Genomic DNA, 18,420 nt, shown 5'->3' on the forward strand with positions numbered 1-18,420 from the left:
GGCGGCGCTCGGCGCGGGCACGGCACTGAACGGCACGCTCCGCCGGTCGGCCTGAACTCCCGTCAGGCCCGCCTCGCCACACGTCGACCGGCCCACCGTGTCCCGCTCGGGCGCGTGCCGGGCGGGTGCGTGGTGCTGCCGTGCCGGCCGGGGGTGCTCGCGGCGGCGGGTCCGCCGCGACTGGCTCCCCGTCGGCTGACCGGTCCGGCCCCGCGCCCCCGCCGTCCCCGTTTTGCGAACTCGCGGGACCAAGGGTCCTGGCGGACCGGGCTCGGGCGCGCGGGGCGACGCCGTTCACCGTGCCGTGGCCCCGCGGCCATGCCGCATTTCCTGACATACGGGGCGACACTCCCCGCGCTTGCCCCGCGCGGGGCAGGGCCCCTACTGTCCCTCGGACGCGGCGCCCACCCGGCCCCCGCTTCCGTTCCTTGCCCCGCTGCCTCCGACACTCGAAACCTCCGAACCACCGGACGCGCAGGCGTTCCGCTCCCACGTGTACGCGGTTGCGTCGTCCCCGTACATGTGAGGGTCAACGAATCATGCGAGCGCTCCTGACCAGCAAGACGGCCCGACGCGCCCTGCGTCCGGTCGCCGATCTCATCGACCAGCGCATCGAACGCCAGATGCGTCGGCGCCTCCCGGCGGCCGGCGGGACCGACACCGATCGCCGCCTCGCCGAACTGGCCGCCCGGCAGCGCCCCCTGGAACTGCTGCTCGACGGCGCCGGACGCGGCGTTTCGCGAATGCCCGCGCAAGTTCATCTCACCCGTGCCATCGAGGAGTTGGCCAAGGTCACGGGGGACAGGGCAGGTGCCGAGCGCAATCTCGCCCAGGCCTTTCGGCTGCTCGTCGGTTTCGAGGCGCTGGGGGTCGGCCGGATCGCGGGCGGCACCATGAACATCTGCGGCAAGCTCGCCGCCGTGCCGCTGCTCGACCCGCCGAACGACGACATCCTGGAGATCGGCACGCTGTACGGGATGTTCGGCGCGGCGGTGATCCGGATGATGGAGCGGGCGGGCCGTGACCCGCGGCTGACGATCGTCGACCCGCTGGCCGGGCTGCAACTCCAGCCGGGCACCACGGAGGGCGCCGACCCGACGGGCGTGCCCGTCAGGGAAGCCGCGGTCCGCGCGAATCTGGCTCTGGTGGGCGCCGCCGGTGCCGCGGCCCGTGTGCAGCGGGGCTTCTCCGGAGACCCGGAGGTCCGCGCCGCCGTGTCCGACCGCCCGTACGGGACGATCATCGTCGACGGCGACCACTCCACGGGCGGGGTCGCCGCGGACCTGGCGTGGGCCGAGCAGATCGTCGCCCCGGGCGGAGTCGTGGTCCTCGACGACTTCGGGCACGCCAAGTGGCCCGGGATCAAGGAGGCGTTCGACCAGCACATGGCCACGGACACGCGTCTGACGTTTCTCGGCCGGGTGGCGAACTCCGCTTACCTGCGGGCGAGCTGACGGCGCGTCGCCGACAGGAGTTGTTCGACATCGTGTGCAGAGCCTTGAGGTGACCCCGTGGCCGGTATGCGCGGCCGGAGGGACCTGGCAGGAGGCGGGGCGCGGGAAGGGCTGACCGTGCCCGGTCGGCCTGGACCGCGACCGGACGGCGTGGCGGGCGCGCGGGGCGGCCTGTGCGTGTCACCGTATGTGAGCACGCGCATACGACGTCCAGCGGGAAGCGGGAACGATGATCTCCATGAAGCGGGCCTTCGCCGTCGTGGTGGCGGGGGCGACGGCCGCCGTGGCCGGACTCGGCGGCACCGCGGCCGCGCGCCCGTCCGTGGGGCGGGCCAACTGCGTCGGCAGTTCCTTCTCGGGGACGCTGGGCGTCAACCAGTCGATCTGCGCGGGCGGTTACACCGTGACGATGCAGGACAACGGCGACCTCGTGCTGCGCCGCTCGGACCTGTCCGCGTGCTACGCGAGCGGCACGCGCGCCCCCGGTGACGCCTCGGCCGTCTTCGTCTTCAACCGAGTCGGTCCGCCGTACATCGACATCAACAGCACCTCCCAGGGGCGCGTCGGACGGATCATGGGCGCCCACGAGTATCTGCACTTCGGCACGAATGCCAGCGTGAACAACAAGGGCGAGTTCTGGGTCGGTTACAAGAAGGTCGGCTACTGCTGACCTGGAGGTGCGAACCGCGCACACCCCGTGTGTGCCCGACACCGTCACCGCATGCCCACACACCCTTCACCAACCCGCCCGGCCGCGCTTGACTCGGTACCGAGCCACCGGGTCACCCCGATGCCCGGCGGCACGCGGGCGGCACCGGGAGCGCGGCGCCGACCGCTACGGATGGTCCGCCTGCCGCTGCTCCCCTGAGGTGGCAGGCGGGTCCGGGGCTCACGGGGCCCGCCTCGACCCACGCCCGAGGAGAGGACCGCGTGCGAAGTGCGGGAGGAGACCGGGCCTGGCCGATCCGGAGCCCGCACACCCACTGGATCCGGTCAACGCGACCGCCCCCTCTACCCGCTCTGGTTTCCGTGGCAGGGTGTTGCGGGCAAGCCTCAGTGGGCCGACGGAAGAGGGGGAACCGTGATCGTCTGGGTCAACGGGGCGTCCCGCGCCGGGAAGACCACCACCGCGCGGCAGTTGATCGACCTGATCCCGCACAGCACTCTCTTCGACCCCGAGGAGGTCGACGCTCAGCTGGAGCGGCTGTTGCCGCCCAAGCGGCTCGCCGAGGTGAGCGACCGGCAGGACCTGCCGATCTGGCGGCGGCTCGTCGTCGACACGGCCGCCGCGCTCCTCGCCGAACTCGGGGGCGTCCTCGTGGTGCCGATGGGGCTGATGCGACAGGAGTACCGCGACGAGATCTTCGGCGGGCTCGCCGCGCGCCGGATCCCTGTCTGTCATGTGCTCCTCGCACCTGCGGAAACGATCCTGCGCGAGCGCGACCCGGCGGGTGAGGTCCCCGCCGACATCGAGCCCTACCGCGCCGCGCTGGCCGGCTGGCTCGCCGCCGACGCCCATACCGTCGACAACAGCGCTCTGAGCGCGTACGAGACCGCCGTGCTGATCGCCGACGCCGTACGCCGGGGCGACGTGGCGCCGTGCGACATCGTGCAGACGCCCGAGCCGACCGCCGAGACCGTCGCGGCGGGCGTGCTGCTCTTCGACGAGGAGGAGCGGGTGCTGCTCGTCGACCCCACCTACAAGCCCGGCTGGGAGTTCCCCGGCGGAGTCGTCGAGCCCGGTGAGGCCCCCGCCCGCGCCGGTGTGCGCGAGGTCGCGGAGGAGACCGGGCTCCGGCTCGCCCGACTCCCCGGCCTCTTGGTGGTCGACTGGGAGCGGCCCGTACCGCCCGGCTACGGCGGCCTTCGGATGCTGTTCGACGGCGGTCGGCTCACCTCCGCTCAGGTGGATCAACTCCTCCTGCCGGGCCCGGAGTTGCGACAGTGGCGGTTCGTCACGGAGAGCGAGGCGGCCGGACTTCTTCCGCCGGTGCGCTTCCGACGGCTCCACTGGGCGCTGCGGGCCCGTGAACGCGGCGCCGCGCACTACCTGGAGGCGGGCTCCCCGCTGGACTGACAGGAGTCCTGGTTGACATGGGGTGCCACTTTGCCAACTGACAGGAATTCCAAGGGGAAACCGAAGCCAGAACGTCATCGTTCTGGTACGGCACGGCAGCCGCCGAAAGAACGTGATGGTCCTACGGTATGGCGCAGCTCACCTCTAGCGGTCAACAGCCGCCACATGGGGCCGGACCGACATCCGGCCGAAGGGAGGGACATGCGCGCGCCCACATCCGCCGTCACCAGAGGTCTGACGCTCGCCGCGGGACTGACACTGGTACTGGCCGCCTGCAGTTCGGGTGGCTCCGGCGACAACGGCAAAGGTGGTTCCCACAGCCTCGCCTCGTGCTCCGCACCGGGCAAGGCGGACACGTGCAACTCCGGCGACCGGAAGCCCGGAGGAACGTTTACCTACACCATCGAGAAGAACATCCAGCAGTGGAACGTGCTGGACTCGAACGGCAACGTCTTCGAGACCGGCGAGGTCATGTCGGCCGTGCTGCCGCAGGTCTTCGTGCCGCAGCCGGACCTCAGCATGAAGCTCAACACCGATCTGGTCACCTCGGCCCAGCAGACGAGCGACAGTCCCCAGACCATCGTCTACAAGATCAACCCCAAGGCGAAGTGGGACGACGGGACGCCGATCTCGGCCGACGACTTCATCTACTACTGGCGCACCATGAACGGCAAGGACTGCCCGCCGCCGCCGTCCAGCGACACGAGCCAGACCAAGGGCTGCCTGCCGTTCAGCACCTCCGGCTGGGACCGGATCAAGTCGGTCACCGGCTCGGACGGCGGCAAGACCGTGACCATGGTCATGAAGAAGCCGTACACCGACTGGAAGAGCCTCTTCGGCGGCGGCTACGGCCTCTACCCGGCCCACGTCGCGGAGAAGGTCGCCGGGGTACCGGCCGGCAGCGCCGACAAGATGACGGGCGCTCAGCTCACCAAGGGCTGGCAGTACTTCAACAAGACGCCTCCCACCAAGTACGCCACGGCCGGGGCGTACAAGATGACGGAGTGGAAGGACAACGACCACGCCACCTTCGTGCCCGACCCCAAGTGGTACGGGAAGACGAAGCCGACGCTCAAGCGGCTGCTGTTCAAGGTGATCTCCGACGCGACGCAGGAGCCCACCGCCCTCAGGAACAACGAGGTGCAGGGCATCTACCCGCAGCCGCAGGTCGACCTCGTCAGCCAGATCAAGTCCATCCCGCACGTCACGTACACCATCGGTTCGGGCCTGGTGTGGGAGCACTTCGACCTCAACCTGCACAACCCGGTGATCGGGAAGTACAAGGCGCTGCGGCAGGCGATGTTCACGGCGATCAGCGTGAAGGACGTGATCGCCAAGACGGTCGGGCAGTTCGACAGCAAGGTCAAGCAGTTGGGCAGCCACAACCTGGTGCCCGGCCAGCCCGGATACCAGGACGTCGTCACGCCCACCGGGCAGGGCTCGGGTGACCTGGCGAAGGCGAAGAAGTACCTCACCGACGCCAAGTTCACCGGCATCGGAACGGCGCTGAAGACCCCGGACGGCAAGGCCGTCGGCCCGTTCAACTGCCGCTACACCACGGGCAACGCGATCCGGCAGAGCGAGTGCCAGATCCTGCAGTCCTCGCTGCACAATCTCGGCATCAAGGTGACCATCAAGCCGATCGGCGCCGCCGATCTCGGCAAGGTGCTCACCGGCCACCAGTACGACATCATCGTGTTCGCCTGGGTCGACGGGCCGACTCCGACCTCCAACGCCCAGGGCATCTGGTCGACCGGACAGAGCAGCAACTTCGGCGGCTACAGCAACAAGCAGGTCGACAAGCTCCTCGCCGACTCGGTGGGACAGACCGACACCGCCAAGGCCATGTCGATGCTCAACCAGGCCGACAAGATCATGACGGACGACGCGTACGTGCTGCCCCTGTACCAGAAGCCGACGTTCTTCGCGGTCCAGGACCGCTTCGTCGGCATGCGGGACAACGCGACCATCGTCGGCCCGCCGTACAACGTCCAGGACTGGGGACTCGCCAAGTAACCCGACGCTTCGTCTCCCTCCACGACAGCAGTAGTCCGGTCCCGGCGGAAACCACCGCCGGGACCGTCCTCCCCGTACCCGAGGAGCCCCGGCATGCTCGCCTACGCGGTGCGACGTGTCCTCGTCTCGATACCCGTCCTGATCGCCTCGACCTTCATCGTCTTCCTCGTGGTGGTCAACGCGGGTGACCCCGTCGCCAACTTCGCCACCTCCCGCAACCCGGCCCCCAGCAAGGCCGCCGTCGCCGCCTTCGCGCGGCACCTGCACGCCGACCAGCCGGTCGTGCAGCGCTACTGGAACTGGATCGTCGGTGTCCTGCACGGTCAGTGGGGCCCGTCCGTCGAGCCCAACCTGGACATCGGCCACGATCTGCTCACCCGGTTCCGTGTCACCGTCGTCCTCGTCGTCGCCTCCATGCTGGTGGCGCTCGTGCTCGCCGTCGTCTTCGGCGTGTACAGCGCGGTCCGGCAGTACTCGGCCTCCGACTACGCCATCACCTTCGCCGGTTTCCTGTTCCTCGCGATGCCCGTGTTCTGGTTCGCGGTGCTGCTCAAGCAGGCCGGGATCTGGCTGAACCAGCAGACCGGCTCCACCTTCCTCGGCACGATCGGTGACCGCTCGCCCTATCTGGACGTCAACACCTTCGGCAACCAAGTCAGCGACCGGATCGGCCACTTGATCCTTCCCGTGATCACCCTGGCCCTCGTCTCGTTCGCCTCCTGGACCCGCTACACCAGGGCCTCCATGCTTGAGGTCCTCGGCTCCGACTACGTACGGCTGGCCCGCGCCAAGGGCATCCGCCGCGGCAAGGTGCTCACCCACCACGCGCTGCGCACCGCCCTGATCCCGCTCGCCACCGTCACCGCGCTCGACGTGGCGCAACTGCTCGGCGGCGTCGTCATCACCGAGACCATCTTCCAGTGGCACGGACTGGGCGAAATGCTCGTGCAGTCGGTCAGCAAGGTGGACGTCTACCGGACCATGGCGTGGCTGCTGCTCTCGGCCGCCATCGTCATCGTCTTCAACCTCATCGCCGATCTGCTCTACGCCGTACTCGACCCGAGGATCCGCTATGACTGAGACCACTGAGGCCACGGGCGCCATGGACGGTGAACGGCCCCCCGAGGAGCGTGAGTTCACAGTCGTCGAGCGCACTCAGGCACAGCTCGTCCTGCGCCGCTTCCTGCGGCACCGGGCCGCCATGATCAGCCTTGTGATCTTCGTGCTGATCGTGCTGTGGGCGTTCATCGGGCCGCACCTGTGGCACTACTCGTACCAGAAGTACACCCCCGACAACTCCCAACCCCCGTCCGCCAAGCATCCGTTCGGCACCAACTCCGCAGGCTACGACTCGTACGCGCAGGTCATGCGGGGCACGCAGACCTCCCTCAAGGTGGCCATCCTGATCGCGCTCGGCTCGACGTTCGTCGGGGCGGTGTGGGGCGCCGTGGCCGGCTTCTACCGCGGTGTCGTCGACGCCGTCATGATGCGCATATCCGACCTGGTGCTCACCCTCCCGCTGCTCGCCATCGCGCTGGTCATCTCCTCGCGCACCGGCGGCAGCTGGTACTGGATCGCCCTCGTGATCGCCGGTCTGACCTGGGCGTACGTGTCCCGCGTCGTGCGCTCGACGGTGCTGTCGCTGCGGGAGAAGGAGTTCGTCGAGGCCGCCCGCGCGCTCGGCGCGTCGGACGCGCGGATCATCTTCCGGCACCTGCTGCCGAACTCGCTCGGCCCGATCTTCGTGAACGCCACCATCCTGGTCGCCACCGGCATCCTCACGGAGACCGCGCTGTCCTTCCTCGGCTTCGGCGTGCAGCCGCCCGACACCTCGCTCGGGCTGCTCGTCTCCCAGGCCCAGACCGCGGTCGACACCCGGCCGTGGCTGTTCTACATACCAGGCGCGTTCATCATCGCCATCGCGCTGACCATCAACTTCATCGGGGACGGACTGCGCGACGCGTTCGACCCACGGCAGCAGAGGGTGCGCCAATGACCGTAGGGGACAAGGGATACGCGCAGCGGCCGGAACCGGCCACGCCGACCGAGGACACCGTGCTCGAGGTCGACGGGCTCCAGGTGGCGTTCCCCAGCGAGGACGGGCTCGTACGGGCGGTGCGCGGTGTCTCGTACCGGCTCGAACGCGGCGCCGGGCTCGGCATCGTCGGCGAGTCCGGCTCCGGCAAGTCGGTCACGGCGCTCGCCGTGATGGGCCTGCTGCCGGCCGCCGCGAAGGTCACCGGTTCCGTGCGCTACCGGGGCAGCGAACTGCTAGGTCTGAGCGACACGCGGCTCTCCGACATCCGGGGCAGCGGCATCGCCATGATCTTCCAGGACCCGATGACGTCCCTGAACCCGGTCCACACGGTCGGCGCGCAGATCATCGAGGGCCTGCTGCGGCACAACCCGGACATGAGCAAGCGGGCCGCCCGGGATCGCGCGGTGGAGCTCCTGGGCACGGTCGGCATCCCGCACCCGGACCGGCGCGCCGACAGCTATCCGCACGAGCTCTCCGGCGGCATGCGCCAGCGGGTCGTCATCGCCATCGCCATGGCCAACGACCCGGCCGTGATCATCGCCGACGAACCGACCACCGCCCTCGACGTCACGGTGCAGGCCCAGGTCCTCGAAGCCCTGGAGACCGCCCGCGAGGAGACCGGCGCCGCGCTCGTCCTGATCACCCACGACCTCGGCGTCGTCGCGGGCCACACGGACCGGGTCGCCGTCATGTACGCGGGCCGCGTCGTCGAGTCCGGCACGGTCGAGGAGCTGTTCTACGAGCCCCGCATGCCCTACACGCTCGGGCTGCTCGGCTCCATGCCGCGCATGGACCGCGACGACGACCGGCTCACCCCGATCGCCGGTTCTCCACCGTCCCTGCTCAACCTGCCTCCGGGCTGCCCCTTCGCCCCGCGCTGCCCGATGCGCGAGGACCGCTGCGACCGGGACGAGCCGTCGCTGCACGTCGTCGACGCCGGCGGGCACCGCAGCGCCTGCCACTTCGCCGACCGGCTCGTGGGCATGGAGGCCGGGGCGGTGTTCGAGGCGACGGGAGCCGACAACGAGTCGCTGGCCCGCCTCGCCCGGAGCGATTCCGAGGCGAGTTCCGAGGCCAGTTTTGAGGCGAGTTCCGAGACGGCGGCCGAGGCCACGGCCGAGAGTGAATCCGCGAACGACATGAACGGTTCCACGGACGGAACGTACGGAAAGGGGTCGCGATGAGCGCGCCCGGCGAGCCCGTCCTGCGGGTCCGTGACCTCGTCAAGCACTTCCCCGTCCGCTCGCGCGGCGTCGTGCGCCGCAAGATCGGCGATGTCCACGCCGTGTGCGGGGTCTCCTTCGACCTGCACGAGAACGAGACGCTCGGCCTGGTCGGCGAGTCCGGTTCCGGCAAGACGACCACCGCTCGCACCCTGCTCAACCTGGAACGCCCCACGTCCGGCAGCGTCAGCTACCGCGACCGCGAGCTCACCGGGCTGAGCAGACGTCAGATGCGGCCGCTGCGCGAGGAGTTGCAGATCGTCTTCCAGGACCCGTACGCCTCGCTCGACCCGCGCATCTCCGTGCGCGACATCATCGCCGAGCCGCTGCGCATCCACGGCCGCTACGACGAGGCGGGCCGCGCCGAGGTGCACGACCTGCTCCGTCTGGTCGGCCTCAACCCCGAGCACGGCAACCGGTACGCGCACGAGTTCTCCGGCGGGCAGCGCCAACGGATCGGCATCGCACGGGCGTTGGCCTTGCGTCCGAAAGTGGTCGTGCTCGACGAGCCGGTCTCGGCGCTGGACGTGTCCATCCAGGCGGGGGTCCTCAACCTGCTGATGGACCTTCAGGCCGAGCTCGGTCTGTCGTTCCTGTTCGTGGCGCACGACCTGTCGGTGATGCGGCACGTGGCGCACCGGGTCGCCGTGATGTACCTGGGGCGGATCGTCGAACTGGCCCCCACCCGGGAGCTGTTCGCCCGGCCCTCCCACCCGTACACGCAGGCTCTCATCTCCGCGATCCCGCTGCCCGACCCGCGCAAGGAGCGTGCCCGGCGCCGCATCGTGGTCCAGGGCGACGTGCCGAGTCCCATCAGTCCGCCCAGCGGCTGCCGGTTTCGCACCCGCTGCCCGAAGTTCGCCACGCAGCTCACCGAGAGCGAGCGTACGGCCTGTGTGGAGCAGACCCCCGAGCTGACCGACCGCGGCACCGGCACCCCGGTCGCCTGCCACTACGCCCAGCCGCTGGAGCTGCTGTGAGAAGGGTCAACCGACACGGCTGTGCGGGAAGGCCGCGCGCAGCGCCGCACCGGCCCGCCCCACGACCGGGTCCCCGTGCCCGAAGCACGCCACGTCGGTGTCGAGCGCGGCAAGCCGCCCGAACGAGTCGAGGAGTTGGTCGCGCCGCAGATTGAACACGCCGGGGACGACGGCGCCGTCGGCCGGGGACGCGGCCGCCGTGTCCCCGGTGAACAGCACGCCGTGCGCGGGCAGATACAACGCGATCGACCCGTCGGTGTGCCCGGGCACGTGGACGACCCGTGCGCCGCCGCCGAAGTCGAGCAGATCGCCGTCGCTCGACTCGCTGACGGCGTCCGGGAGTTCCGACGGCGCGGGGCGCGGTGGCAGCAGGGCGAGCGTCCGGTCGCGGATCGGTCGCTCCCAGGTCTCGATCACCGGCTCGGGCCACGGCGCCTCGCCGCGCACGTACGGCGCGTCGAGCCGGTGGGCGAACACCTCGGCCCCGCTGATCCGCGCGAACTCGGCGGCGCCGCCGGCATGGTCCTCGTGGAAGTGGGTGAGGACGATCCGGCGCACGTCCTGCGGGGCGTGCCCCCAGTCGCGTACGGCATCGGCGATGGGCTGCCCGGCGCCCGGCGCGCCCGCGTCGATCAGGGTCAACTCGTCCCCGTCGCGCCACAGATATGCCTGGCCCACGGGGAAGCGCAGCATGCGCAGCCGGGGCGTGACATCGACGACGTCGGTCGTTCGGTAAGGCGTCATGCCGGGACCGTACGGGCCGCGCGCGTGCGACGCCGTACGGTTCCGCTCACGGCGGAGCCCGGTGTCAGTGGGCGGCCGCGTACTTCTGCAGGAACAGCGCCTGCGCCACCGACAGGCGCCTGAGCTCGTCGGGGCAGACGCTCTCGTTGGCGGCGTGGATCTGCGCCTCCGGCTCGCTCAGGCCGATCAGGAGGATCTCGGCGTCCGGGTAGAGCGAGGCCAGCGTGTTGCACAGGGGGATCGAGCCGCCCTGGCCCGCGTACTGCATCTCCTGGCCGTCGTAGGCATCCCGCATCGCCTCGGCCATCGCCCCGTAGGCGGGGCTCGTGGTGTCCGCGCGGAAGGGCTGGCCCTGGCCGAGCTGCTCGACCCGGACGCGGGCGCCCCACGGGGTGTGCGCCTCGATGTGCTCGGTCAGCAGCTCCGTGGCCTTGGCGGCGTCGACGCCCGGCGGCACCCGCAGGCTGATCAGGGCGCGAGCCCCGGCCTGAACGGACGGCGTGGCGCCGACGACGGGCGGGCAGTCGATGCCGAGGACGGTGACGGCGGGGCGTGCCCAGATCCGGTCGGCGACGGTACCGGAGCCGATCAGAGCGACGCCGTCGAGCACCTTGGCGTCCTTGCGGAACGTTTCCTCGTCGTACTGCAGGCCGTCCCACGTCGCGCCGGAGTCCAGGCCGTCGACGACGGTGGAGCCGTCGCCGTCACGCAGCGAGTCGAGGACGCGCACCAGGGCGGCGAGCGCGTCGGGGGCGGCGCCGCCGAACTGGCCGGAGTGGAGGTTGCCCTCCAGCGTGTCGATCCGCACCTGAAGCAGCGTCATGCCGCGCAGGATGGAGGTCGCGGTGGGCAGGCCCACGCGGAAGTTGCCCGAGTCGCCGATGACCATGGTGTCGGCGGTCAGCAGCTCGGGGTGCTGTTCGGCGTAGCGCTCCAGGCCGCCGGTGCCCATCTCCTCCGAGCCCTCGGCGATCACCTTGACGTTGACCGGAACGCCGCCGTGGGCCTTCAGCGCGCGGATCGTGAGCAGATGCATCAGGACGCCGCCCTTGCAGTCGGCCGCGCCACGCCCGTACCAGCGGCCGTCCTCCCGCTCGGTCAGCTCGAACGGCGGCGTGGTCCAGGCCGCTTCGTCCAGCGGCGGCTGCACGTCGTAGTGGGCGTAGAGCAGCACCGTGGGCGCGCCCTCGGGGCCGGGCAGGAAGCCGTAGACGGACTGGGTGCCGTCCGGGGTGTCGAGCAGGGCCACGTCCTGGAAGCCCTCGGCGCGCAGCGCGTCGGCGACCCAGTTCGCGGCGCCCTCACTCTCGCTCTTGGGGTACTGGTCGAAGTCCGCCACCGACTTGAAGGCCACCAGCTCGGTCAGCTCGTCCTTCGCGCGGGGCATGAGCGAGGCGACGGTCTCGGCGATCGGTTGGGGCGACATAAGGGGCAGCTCCTCGTGGGTGCGTCGTGGTGCGGGTTGTGCGAAGGATCCTCCCACAGCGGCCCGGCGCGGGGGCCACCGTAGGATGCCCGGGGAAATGCGGCAGCCAGGTGATCAGGAGCGGTGGACCATCGTGAGCGGCGAGAACTCGACGGGCGGCAGCGAAGTGGGCGGCGAGGGGGCCGAGGGCTCCGCCGAGGTGTGGGACGTCGTGGTGGTCGGCGCGGGCCCGGCGGGAGCCTGCGCCGCGTACGCGGCGGCGGTCGCGGGCCGCCGGGTGCTGCTCCTGGAGAAGGCGGAGCTGCCCCGGTACAAGACGTGCGGCGGCGGCATCATCGGCCCGTCCCGCGACGCGCTGCCGCCGGGCTTCGAGCTGCCCTTCAAGGACCGGATCGGCGCGGTGACGTTCACCCTGAACGGCAAGTACACGCGCACCCGCCGCTCCCGCTCCATGCTGTTCGGTCTCATCAACCGGCCCGAGTTCGACGCGCAACTGGTCGAGCACGCCCAGAAGGCGGGCGCCGAACTGCGCACCGGTGCCACGGTCTCACGCGTCGAACAGCACGGCCCGTCGGTGCCCGACCGGCGCACGGTCGCCGTGGTGCTGCAGAACGGCGAGACGGTCCTGGCGCGGGCCGTGGTCGGCGCCGACGGCAGCGCGAGCCGGATAGGAGCGCATGTCGGGGTCAAGCTCGACCAGGTCGACCTGGGACTGGAGGCGGAGATCCCGGTCCCCGAGCCGGTCGCGGACGACTGGCGCGGCCGCGCCCTGATCGACTGGGGTCCGCTGCCCGGCAGTTACGGGTGGGTGTTCCCCAAGGGCGACACGCTGACGGTCGGTGTCATCTCGGCGCGCGGCGACGGGGCCGCCACCAAGCGGTATCTGGACGACTTCATCGGCCGCCTCGGCCTCGCGGGGTTCGAGCCCGCTGTCTCCTCCGGGCATCTGACGCGGTGCCGTGCCGACGACTCGCCGCTGTCTCGTGGGCGGGTGCTCGTGTGCGGGGACGCGGCGGGGCTTCTTGAACCGTGGACGCGGGAGGGCATCTCGTTCGCGCTGCGCTCGGGACGCCTCGCGGGGGAGTGGGCGGTGCGGGTGGCCGAGTCCCACGACGCGGTCGACGCCCGCCGTCAGGCGCTGAACTACGCGTTCGCGGTGAAGGCCGGTCTCGGCGTCGAGATGGCCGTCGGCAAGCGGATGCTGAACGTCTTCGAGCGCAGGCCCGGGACGCTGCACGCGGCGATCACCGGCTTCCGCCCCGCGTGGCACGCGTTCGCGAAGATCACGCGGGGGGCGACGACGCTCGGCGAGATCGTCCGCACGCATCCGGTGGCCGGGCGCGTCCTTTCACGGATGGACGGCTGAGCGGGGCCGGCACCGGCCGGCTCACCCGGTGACGGTGATGCGGAAGACCGGGTGGTCCGGGGCGATCCGGCGCAGGTCGGCGTCGGGCGAGTCCGGCCCCACGCCGTTGAAGAACACCCCGACCTCCGCCTTCCAGCGCTTGAGGTAGGCGCGCAGCAGCGGCACCTTCTCGTCGTCCTCGACCTCCACCGCGGTGAACTCCTCGACCCGCTTGCCCAGGCGGAGCTGTCCGCCGCCCGCGGCCCGCATGTTGTGCGTCCACTGGACGTGGCCGCGCGGGGCGAGGAGGTACTGCTCGCCGTCGACCGTCAGCAGGTTGACGGGGGTGGTGCGCCAGGCGCCGCTCTTGCGGCCCCGGACGGCCAGCACGCGGGAGCCCCAGACACTCAGGCCCCGGCGGGTCAGCCAGGCCACGGCGCGGTTCATGACGTTCACGGTGAACCAGCCGGGCTTCTGCACGTGAGTGGATGCGGACATCGGGTCCTCCTGGGGTGGTGAGCGGTCAGGGTGAGTGCCCCGCCGAACACTGTGTGAGCGGTGCTCTCGCTTGAGAACAGTGTGCACGATTCGGTGAGCCACGACAAGAGCGGTGCTCTCATTTTTGTCACTCGCTCTGGGTTGTGTGCGCCGATCTGGTCCGTGACAGACTGGTGCCCATGAGTACGAGTCGCGACAGAACCGCACGCGCCACAAGCGCCGCCGGGGGGATTCAAGGGGTCCGCGCCCGCGCCCGGCAGGAGATCACCGTCGCCATCAAGGACGAGGCACGCAGACAGCTCGCCGTCGACGGCGCCGCGAAGCTGTCGCTGCGCGCGGTCGCCCGGGAACTCGGCATGGTCTCGTCGGCCCTGTACCGCTACTTCCCCAGCCGGGACGAGCTGCTGACCGCACTGATCGTGGACGCGTACGACTCCATGGGCGAGGCCGCCGAGCGTGCCGACGCGGACCTTCCGAACGGCGCGTCCCCGGTCACCCGGTGGGTGGCCGTGTGCTGTGCCGTGCGGCAGTGGGGCCTGACGCACCCGCACGAGTACGCGCTCATCTATGGTTCGCCGGTACCGGGCTACACCGCCCCCACGACCACGATCCGCAGCGCGGCGCGGGTCGGCCTGCTCCTCATCGCGATCGTCCGCGAGGCATGTGAGAGCGGGCGGGTGACGCTGCCACCGCTGGCCGACGAGGCCCGCCCGGAGGCCGAGCGGATCGCCGCCGACCTCGCGCCCGAGCTGCCGCCTGAGGTCGCGGCCGCCCTCGTCGCCGCATGGGCCCAGCTCTACGGGCTGCTCGGCTTCGAACTGTTCGGCCAGTTCAACCGGGTCGTGGAGGAACGTGCGGTCTTCTTCGAGCAGGCCGTCACCCGTCTCGCGCAGGGGGTCGGCCTGACGGAGTAGGCGCCGGGGAGGGGCAAGGCCCGGATTCGGGCGAGACCGTGAGCGCGCGCGGCGCACACCGGCGGTCTCGGGGCCCGTACTCCGCCGGGAGTACGGGTGATCACCTCGCACGGCTGACGCCAGCCGCTGCCCGCGGCCCTTAGCGTGGCCGCATGGACGCGCAGCGGAGCCAGCGGGAACACCGCGAATACGGCGGCGGCCCGTGGTGGAACCAGGGGCTTGCCCGGTGGAACCGCGGCACCGAACACGCGTGGCCCTGGCGCTCCACGGTCGCGGTCACCGTGTTCGTGCTCGTCGCCTCCGGCTTCGCCGCGCACGGCCAGCGGGGCCGCGCCGACCTCGACGTCTTCGCGCGGCTGGTGCTCCTGGCCTCGGGCGTCCTGCTGCTGTGGCGCAGACGCCACCCGGTGGCGGTCGCCTACGGCACGGCGGTGTCCGCCACGGTGTACCTCGGCGCGGGGTATCCGTACGGCCCCGTCTTCGTCACCGTGGCGCTCGGCTGCTTCGCCGCGATCGTGGCCGGGCACCGGTGGGCGGCGTGGGGCGCGGTCGGACTGTTCTGGGCCGGGCACGTGGTCGTGGGGCACTGGCTGTACGCGTACCTGCCGCCGTCGGGCGACAGGCCCGCCTCGTGGGGGCAGGAGCTGTTCGTCGCGGCGTGGGTGCTCGCCGTCGTCGCCGTCGCGGAGCTGGCCAGGCTCCGCCGCGAGCAGTGGGCGCAGGCCAGGGCCGAGCGGCAGCGCGCCGCGCGGCGGCGGGCCGACGAGGAACGGCTGCGTATCGCACGCGAACTGCACGACGTGCTCGCCCACTCCATCGCCGTGATCAACGTGCAGGCAGGCGTGGGGCTCGCACTGCTCGACTCCGACCCCGAACAGGCGCGCAGCGCGCTCGCCACCATCAAGAGCGCGAGCAAGGAGGCGCTCGGGGAGGTGCGGCAGGTCCTCGACACCCTGCGCACGTCCGACACGGCGTCACACAGCGCCACCGGTGGTGCCGCACCCCGTTCGCCGGCCCCCGGCCTCGACGGCCTCGGGGAACTCGCCGAGCAGGCCGCCACCGCGGGCCTCGCGGTCGACATCGGTGAGGAGGGCGAGCGGCGCGCGCTGCCGCCCGGCGCGGACCTCGCCGCCTTCCGCATCGTGCAGGAGGCACTCACCAATGTCGTACGGCACTCCGAGTCCCGGCACGCGCGCGTGCGCCTGCGGTACGCGGACCGGTCGCTGACGCTCACCGTCGACGACGACGGACCCGCGAGCCGGGCCGACGCCGGCGGCAGCGGGAACGGACTCGCCGGAATGCGCGAGCGGGCCGCCGCCCTCGGTGGCACGATCGAGGCGGGTACGCGCCCCGACGGCGGGTTCCGGGTCCTGGCGACCCTCCCGCTGCCGCCGTCCACGCCGCGCCCGCCGTCGTCATCGTCCTCGTCACCGGAGCCGGAGGCATCCCGTTGATCCGCGTGCTGCTCGCCGACGACCAGTCGCTGGTCCGCGCCGGGTTCAGGGCCCTGCTCGACGCGCAGAGCGACATCGAGGTGGCGGGTGAGGCCGCCGACGGCGAGGAGGCCGTACGGATGGTGCGCGAGCTGCGGCCCGACGTCGTCCTCATGGACATCCGCATGCCACGCCTCGACGGCCTGGCCGCCACCCGCCGCATCGGCGAGGACGCGGACCTGGGAGCGGTGAAGGTGGTCATGCTCACCACCTTCGAACTCGACGAGTACGTCTTCGAGGCGATCCGCTGCGGCGCCTGCGGTTTCCTCGTCAAGGACACCGAACCGGACGAACTGCTGCGCGCCGTACGGGCGGTGGTGCACGGTGACGCGCTGCTGTCGCCGGGCGTCACCCGGCGGCTGATCGCCGAGTTCGCGGCCCGGTCCAAGGAGCCGGAGGCCGGGGTGTCGCTGTCCGCCCTCACGGACCGGGAGCGGGAGGTGATGGCGCTGGTCGGCATCGGCCTGTCCAACGAGGAGATCGCCCGTCGCCTCGTCGTCAGCCCGCTCACCGCCAAGACGCACGTCAGCCGCACGATGGTCAAGCTCGGCGCGCGCGACCGGGCCCAACTCGTGGTCCTCGCCTACGAGTCGGGCCTGGTGCGGCCGGGCTGGCTCGGCTGACGCGCGCCCCGGCTCAGTCGCGTACTGGCACCCGCGCCCCGGCCGTCTCGCGGGTCTCCTCGCGCGCCGCGCCCGGTGACCCGGTGACGACGAGGGTCTGCTGCGGACGCCGCCCGCGCAGTCCGGTCAGCGAGATCAGCAGGCCCGCCGCGGCGATCGCCGTGACGACCATGAGGCCGGGCCGGTAGCTGTCGAGCACGGCGTCAGGGGTCGCGCCCTCGCCCGGTGAGCCCGCCGTGACGACGGCCGTCACCACGGCGAGGAAGAGCGCCCCGCCGACTTGGACGGACGTGTTGAGCAGCCCGGAGACCATGCCCTGCTCGTCGTCGTCCACGCCGTTGGTGGCCTGGATGTTGAGCGACGGGAAGACCAGGGCGCAGGCCGCGCCGATCAGCAGCATCGTCGGCAGGATGGCGGCCGCGTAGGCGGAGTGAAGGTCGATGCGCAGGAACAGCGCGTACCCGGCGACCATGGAGGCGAAGCCGACGGCGATGACGCGCGGCGTGCCGAACCGGTCCACTACCGAGCCGACCTTCGTCGACGACAGTGCCACGAGGGCGCCCGCGGGCAGGAATGCCAGGGCCATGCTCAGCGCGGACCAGCCGAGCAGCGACTGCAGGTAGAGGGTGGCCAGGAACTGGAAGCTGACGTACGAGCCGAAGAACGTCATCGCGCCGAGCTGTGCCCGGATCTGGGAGCCCGAGCGCAGCACGCCCAGGCGGATCAGCGGCGCGGGTGAACGCCGCTCGATCCGTACGAAGACGGTGAGCAGCACCGCCACGGCGAGGAACGACAGCAGCGTGCGCGCCGAACCCCAGCCCGCGTCCGGCGCCTGGACGACCGTGAAGACGAGCAGGAGCATCGCGACGGTGCCGGTCACCGCGCCCGGGACGTCGTAGCCGCGGTGCCCCTCCTCCTTCGCGCTGTGCGGGATGAGCCTGAGGCCGAGCAGCAGGGCGGCGACGGCGATCGGCGCGGGCAGCAGCATGGTCAGGCGCCAGCTGGCCTCCGTGAGCAGTCCGGACAGGACCAGACCCATCGAGAAGCCGGTGGCGGCGCAGGTGGTGTAGATGGACAGGGCGCGGTTGCGGACCGGACCCTCGGCGAACGTCGTCGTGATGATGGAGAGCCCGGCGGGCGCGGTGAAGGCGGCGCTCAGGCCCTTGATGAACCGGCTCGCGATGAGCAGCGGCCCGGAGGCGACGAGCCCGCCGAGCAGCGAGGCGAGCGCGAACACGCCGAGCGCGAAGAGGAAGACCCGGCGCCGTCCGAGCAGATCGGCCGCCCGGCCGCCGAGCAGGAGCAGGCCGCCGTAGCCGAGGATGTAGCCGCTGACGACCCATTGCAGAGCCGAGGTCGTCAGACCCAGGTCCGAACCGATCGAGGGCAGGGCCACGCCGACCATCGACACGTCGAGAGCATCGAGGAACATCGCGGCGCAGAGGACGAGCAGGGTCCCCCACAGCCGGGGGGACCAGCGCTCCTGGGACGAGGGAGCGGAGGTGAGCGGAGAAGTCATGGCGAGAACAGTACATGCGCATGCATTGAATGCAAGTGCATTTAATGTCGATGCAACAAAGGGGGGTTTT

The 18,420-nt window shown here is 71.2% G+C and carries 16 protein-coding genes; 12 read left to right on the forward strand and 4 right to left on the reverse strand.

Going from position 1 to position 18,420, the window contains the following annotated elements:
* The first annotated feature begins 539 nt into the window (after window positions 1–539).
* The 8 genes from OFY01_RS21075 to OFY01_RS21110 all read left to right on the forward strand — a co-directional run bounded on the left by OFY01_RS21075 (window position 540) and on the right by OFY01_RS21110 (window position 9,788).
* Window positions 540–1,454, forward strand: a complete 915-nt coding sequence (locus OFY01_RS21075) for a class I SAM-dependent methyltransferase (RefSeq protein ID WP_266602251.1) — start codon at window positions 540–542, stop codon at window positions 1,452–1,454.
* Window positions 1,455–1,692: 238 nt separating this feature from the next.
* Window positions 1,693–2,124, forward strand: coding sequence for a hypothetical protein (locus OFY01_RS21080; protein ID WP_266602252.1), 432 nt, complete (start codon window positions 1,693–1,695; stop codon window positions 2,122–2,124).
* 411 nt (window positions 2,125–2,535) lie between these two features.
* A complete protein-coding gene (locus tag OFY01_RS21085) occupies window positions 2,536–3,531 on the forward strand; it encodes an NUDIX hydrolase (protein WP_266602253.1) in 996 nt (331 codons plus the stop codon).
* A gap of 201 nt (window positions 3,532–3,732) precedes the next feature.
* Entirely contained in the window at window positions 3,733–5,547 is a 1,815-nt protein-coding gene (locus tag OFY01_RS21090; protein ID WP_266602254.1) for an ABC transporter family substrate-binding protein, read from the forward strand.
* 93 nt (window positions 5,548–5,640) lie between these two features.
* On the forward strand, window positions 5,641–6,627 hold the full coding sequence (locus tag OFY01_RS21095) for an ABC transporter permease (protein WP_266602255.1): 987 nt from the start codon (window positions 5,641–5,643) through the stop codon (window positions 6,625–6,627).
* The gene (locus tag OFY01_RS21100) at window positions 6,620–7,543 is read left to right on the forward strand and encodes an ABC transporter permease (RefSeq protein WP_266602256.1); all 924 of its coding nucleotides are present in this window, start codon (window positions 6,620–6,622) and stop codon (window positions 7,541–7,543) included. Before OFY01_RS21095 ends, OFY01_RS21100 begins: the two co-directional genes overlap by 8 nt.
* Window positions 7,540–8,769: an ABC transporter ATP-binding protein gene (locus OFY01_RS21105; protein WP_266602257.1), complete on the forward strand. Its 1,230-nt coding sequence runs from the start codon at window positions 7,540–7,542 to the stop codon at window positions 8,767–8,769. The genes OFY01_RS21100 and OFY01_RS21105 overlap by 4 nt, the downstream gene beginning before the upstream one ends.
* Window positions 8,766–9,788, forward strand: a complete 1,023-nt coding sequence (locus OFY01_RS21110) for an ABC transporter ATP-binding protein (RefSeq protein WP_266602259.1) — start codon at window positions 8,766–8,768, stop codon at window positions 9,786–9,788. Before OFY01_RS21105 ends, OFY01_RS21110 begins: the two co-directional genes overlap by 4 nt.
* Before the next feature lie 6 nt (window positions 9,789–9,794).
* Here the strand turns inward: OFY01_RS21110 and OFY01_RS21115 are convergent, their stop codons facing one another.
* The gene (locus OFY01_RS21115) at window positions 9,795–10,532 is read right to left on the reverse strand and encodes an MBL fold metallo-hydrolase (protein ID WP_266602261.1); all 738 of its coding nucleotides are present in this window, start codon (window positions 10,530–10,532) and stop codon (window positions 9,795–9,797) included.
* Window positions 10,533–10,596: 64 nt separating this feature from the next.
* Window positions 10,597–11,958, reverse strand: a complete 1,362-nt coding sequence (locus OFY01_RS21120; RefSeq protein ID WP_266602263.1) for a dipeptidase — start codon at window positions 11,956–11,958, stop codon at window positions 10,597–10,599.
* A 133-nt stretch (window positions 11,959–12,091) separates the two neighbouring features.
* On the opposite strand from OFY01_RS21120, the gene OFY01_RS21125 reads away from it, so the two are divergent.
* Window positions 12,092–13,324 carry a geranylgeranyl reductase family protein gene (locus OFY01_RS21125; protein WP_407700395.1) on the forward strand — a complete coding sequence of 411 codons (1,233 nt, stop codon included), beginning with the start codon at window positions 12,092–12,094 and terminating at the stop codon, window positions 13,322–13,324.
* A gap of 21 nt (window positions 13,325–13,345) precedes the next feature.
* On the opposite strand, the gene OFY01_RS21130 is transcribed toward OFY01_RS21125, so the two are convergent.
* The gene (locus OFY01_RS21130) at window positions 13,346–13,801 is read right to left on the reverse strand and encodes a nitroreductase family deazaflavin-dependent oxidoreductase (protein ID WP_266602267.1); all 456 of its coding nucleotides are present in this window, start codon (window positions 13,799–13,801) and stop codon (window positions 13,346–13,348) included.
* Between the two features lie 179 nt (window positions 13,802–13,980).
* Between OFY01_RS21130 and OFY01_RS21135 the strand changes: the two genes are divergently transcribed.
* The 3 genes from OFY01_RS21135 to OFY01_RS21145 all read left to right on the forward strand — a co-directional run bounded on the left by OFY01_RS21135 (window position 13,981) and on the right by OFY01_RS21145 (window position 16,831).
* Window positions 13,981–14,715, forward strand: coding sequence for a TetR/AcrR family transcriptional regulator (locus OFY01_RS21135; RefSeq protein WP_266602269.1), 735 nt, complete (start codon window positions 13,981–13,983; stop codon window positions 14,713–14,715).
* A 152-nt stretch (window positions 14,716–14,867) separates the two neighbouring features.
* Window positions 14,868–16,169, forward strand: a complete 1,302-nt coding sequence (locus tag OFY01_RS21140; protein ID WP_266602271.1) for a sensor histidine kinase — start codon at window positions 14,868–14,870, stop codon at window positions 16,167–16,169.
* Window positions 16,166–16,831: a response regulator gene (locus OFY01_RS21145; RefSeq protein WP_266602273.1), complete on the forward strand. Its 666-nt coding sequence runs from the start codon at window positions 16,166–16,168 to the stop codon at window positions 16,829–16,831. The genes OFY01_RS21140 and OFY01_RS21145 overlap by 4 nt, the downstream gene beginning before the upstream one ends.
* 13 nt (window positions 16,832–16,844) lie before the next feature.
* Here the strand turns inward: OFY01_RS21145 and OFY01_RS21150 are convergent, their stop codons facing one another.
* Window positions 16,845–18,350 carry an MFS transporter gene (locus OFY01_RS21150; RefSeq protein ID WP_266602275.1) on the reverse strand — a complete coding sequence of 502 codons (1,506 nt, stop codon included), beginning with the start codon at window positions 18,348–18,350 and terminating at the stop codon, window positions 16,845–16,847.
* Window positions 18,351–18,420 lie beyond the last annotated feature (70 nt).

The sequence above is a fragment of the Streptomyces beihaiensis genome, assembly GCF_026274175.1.
Lineage (GTDB): Bacteria > Actinomycetota > Actinomycetes > Streptomycetales > Streptomycetaceae > Streptomyces > Streptomyces beihaiensis.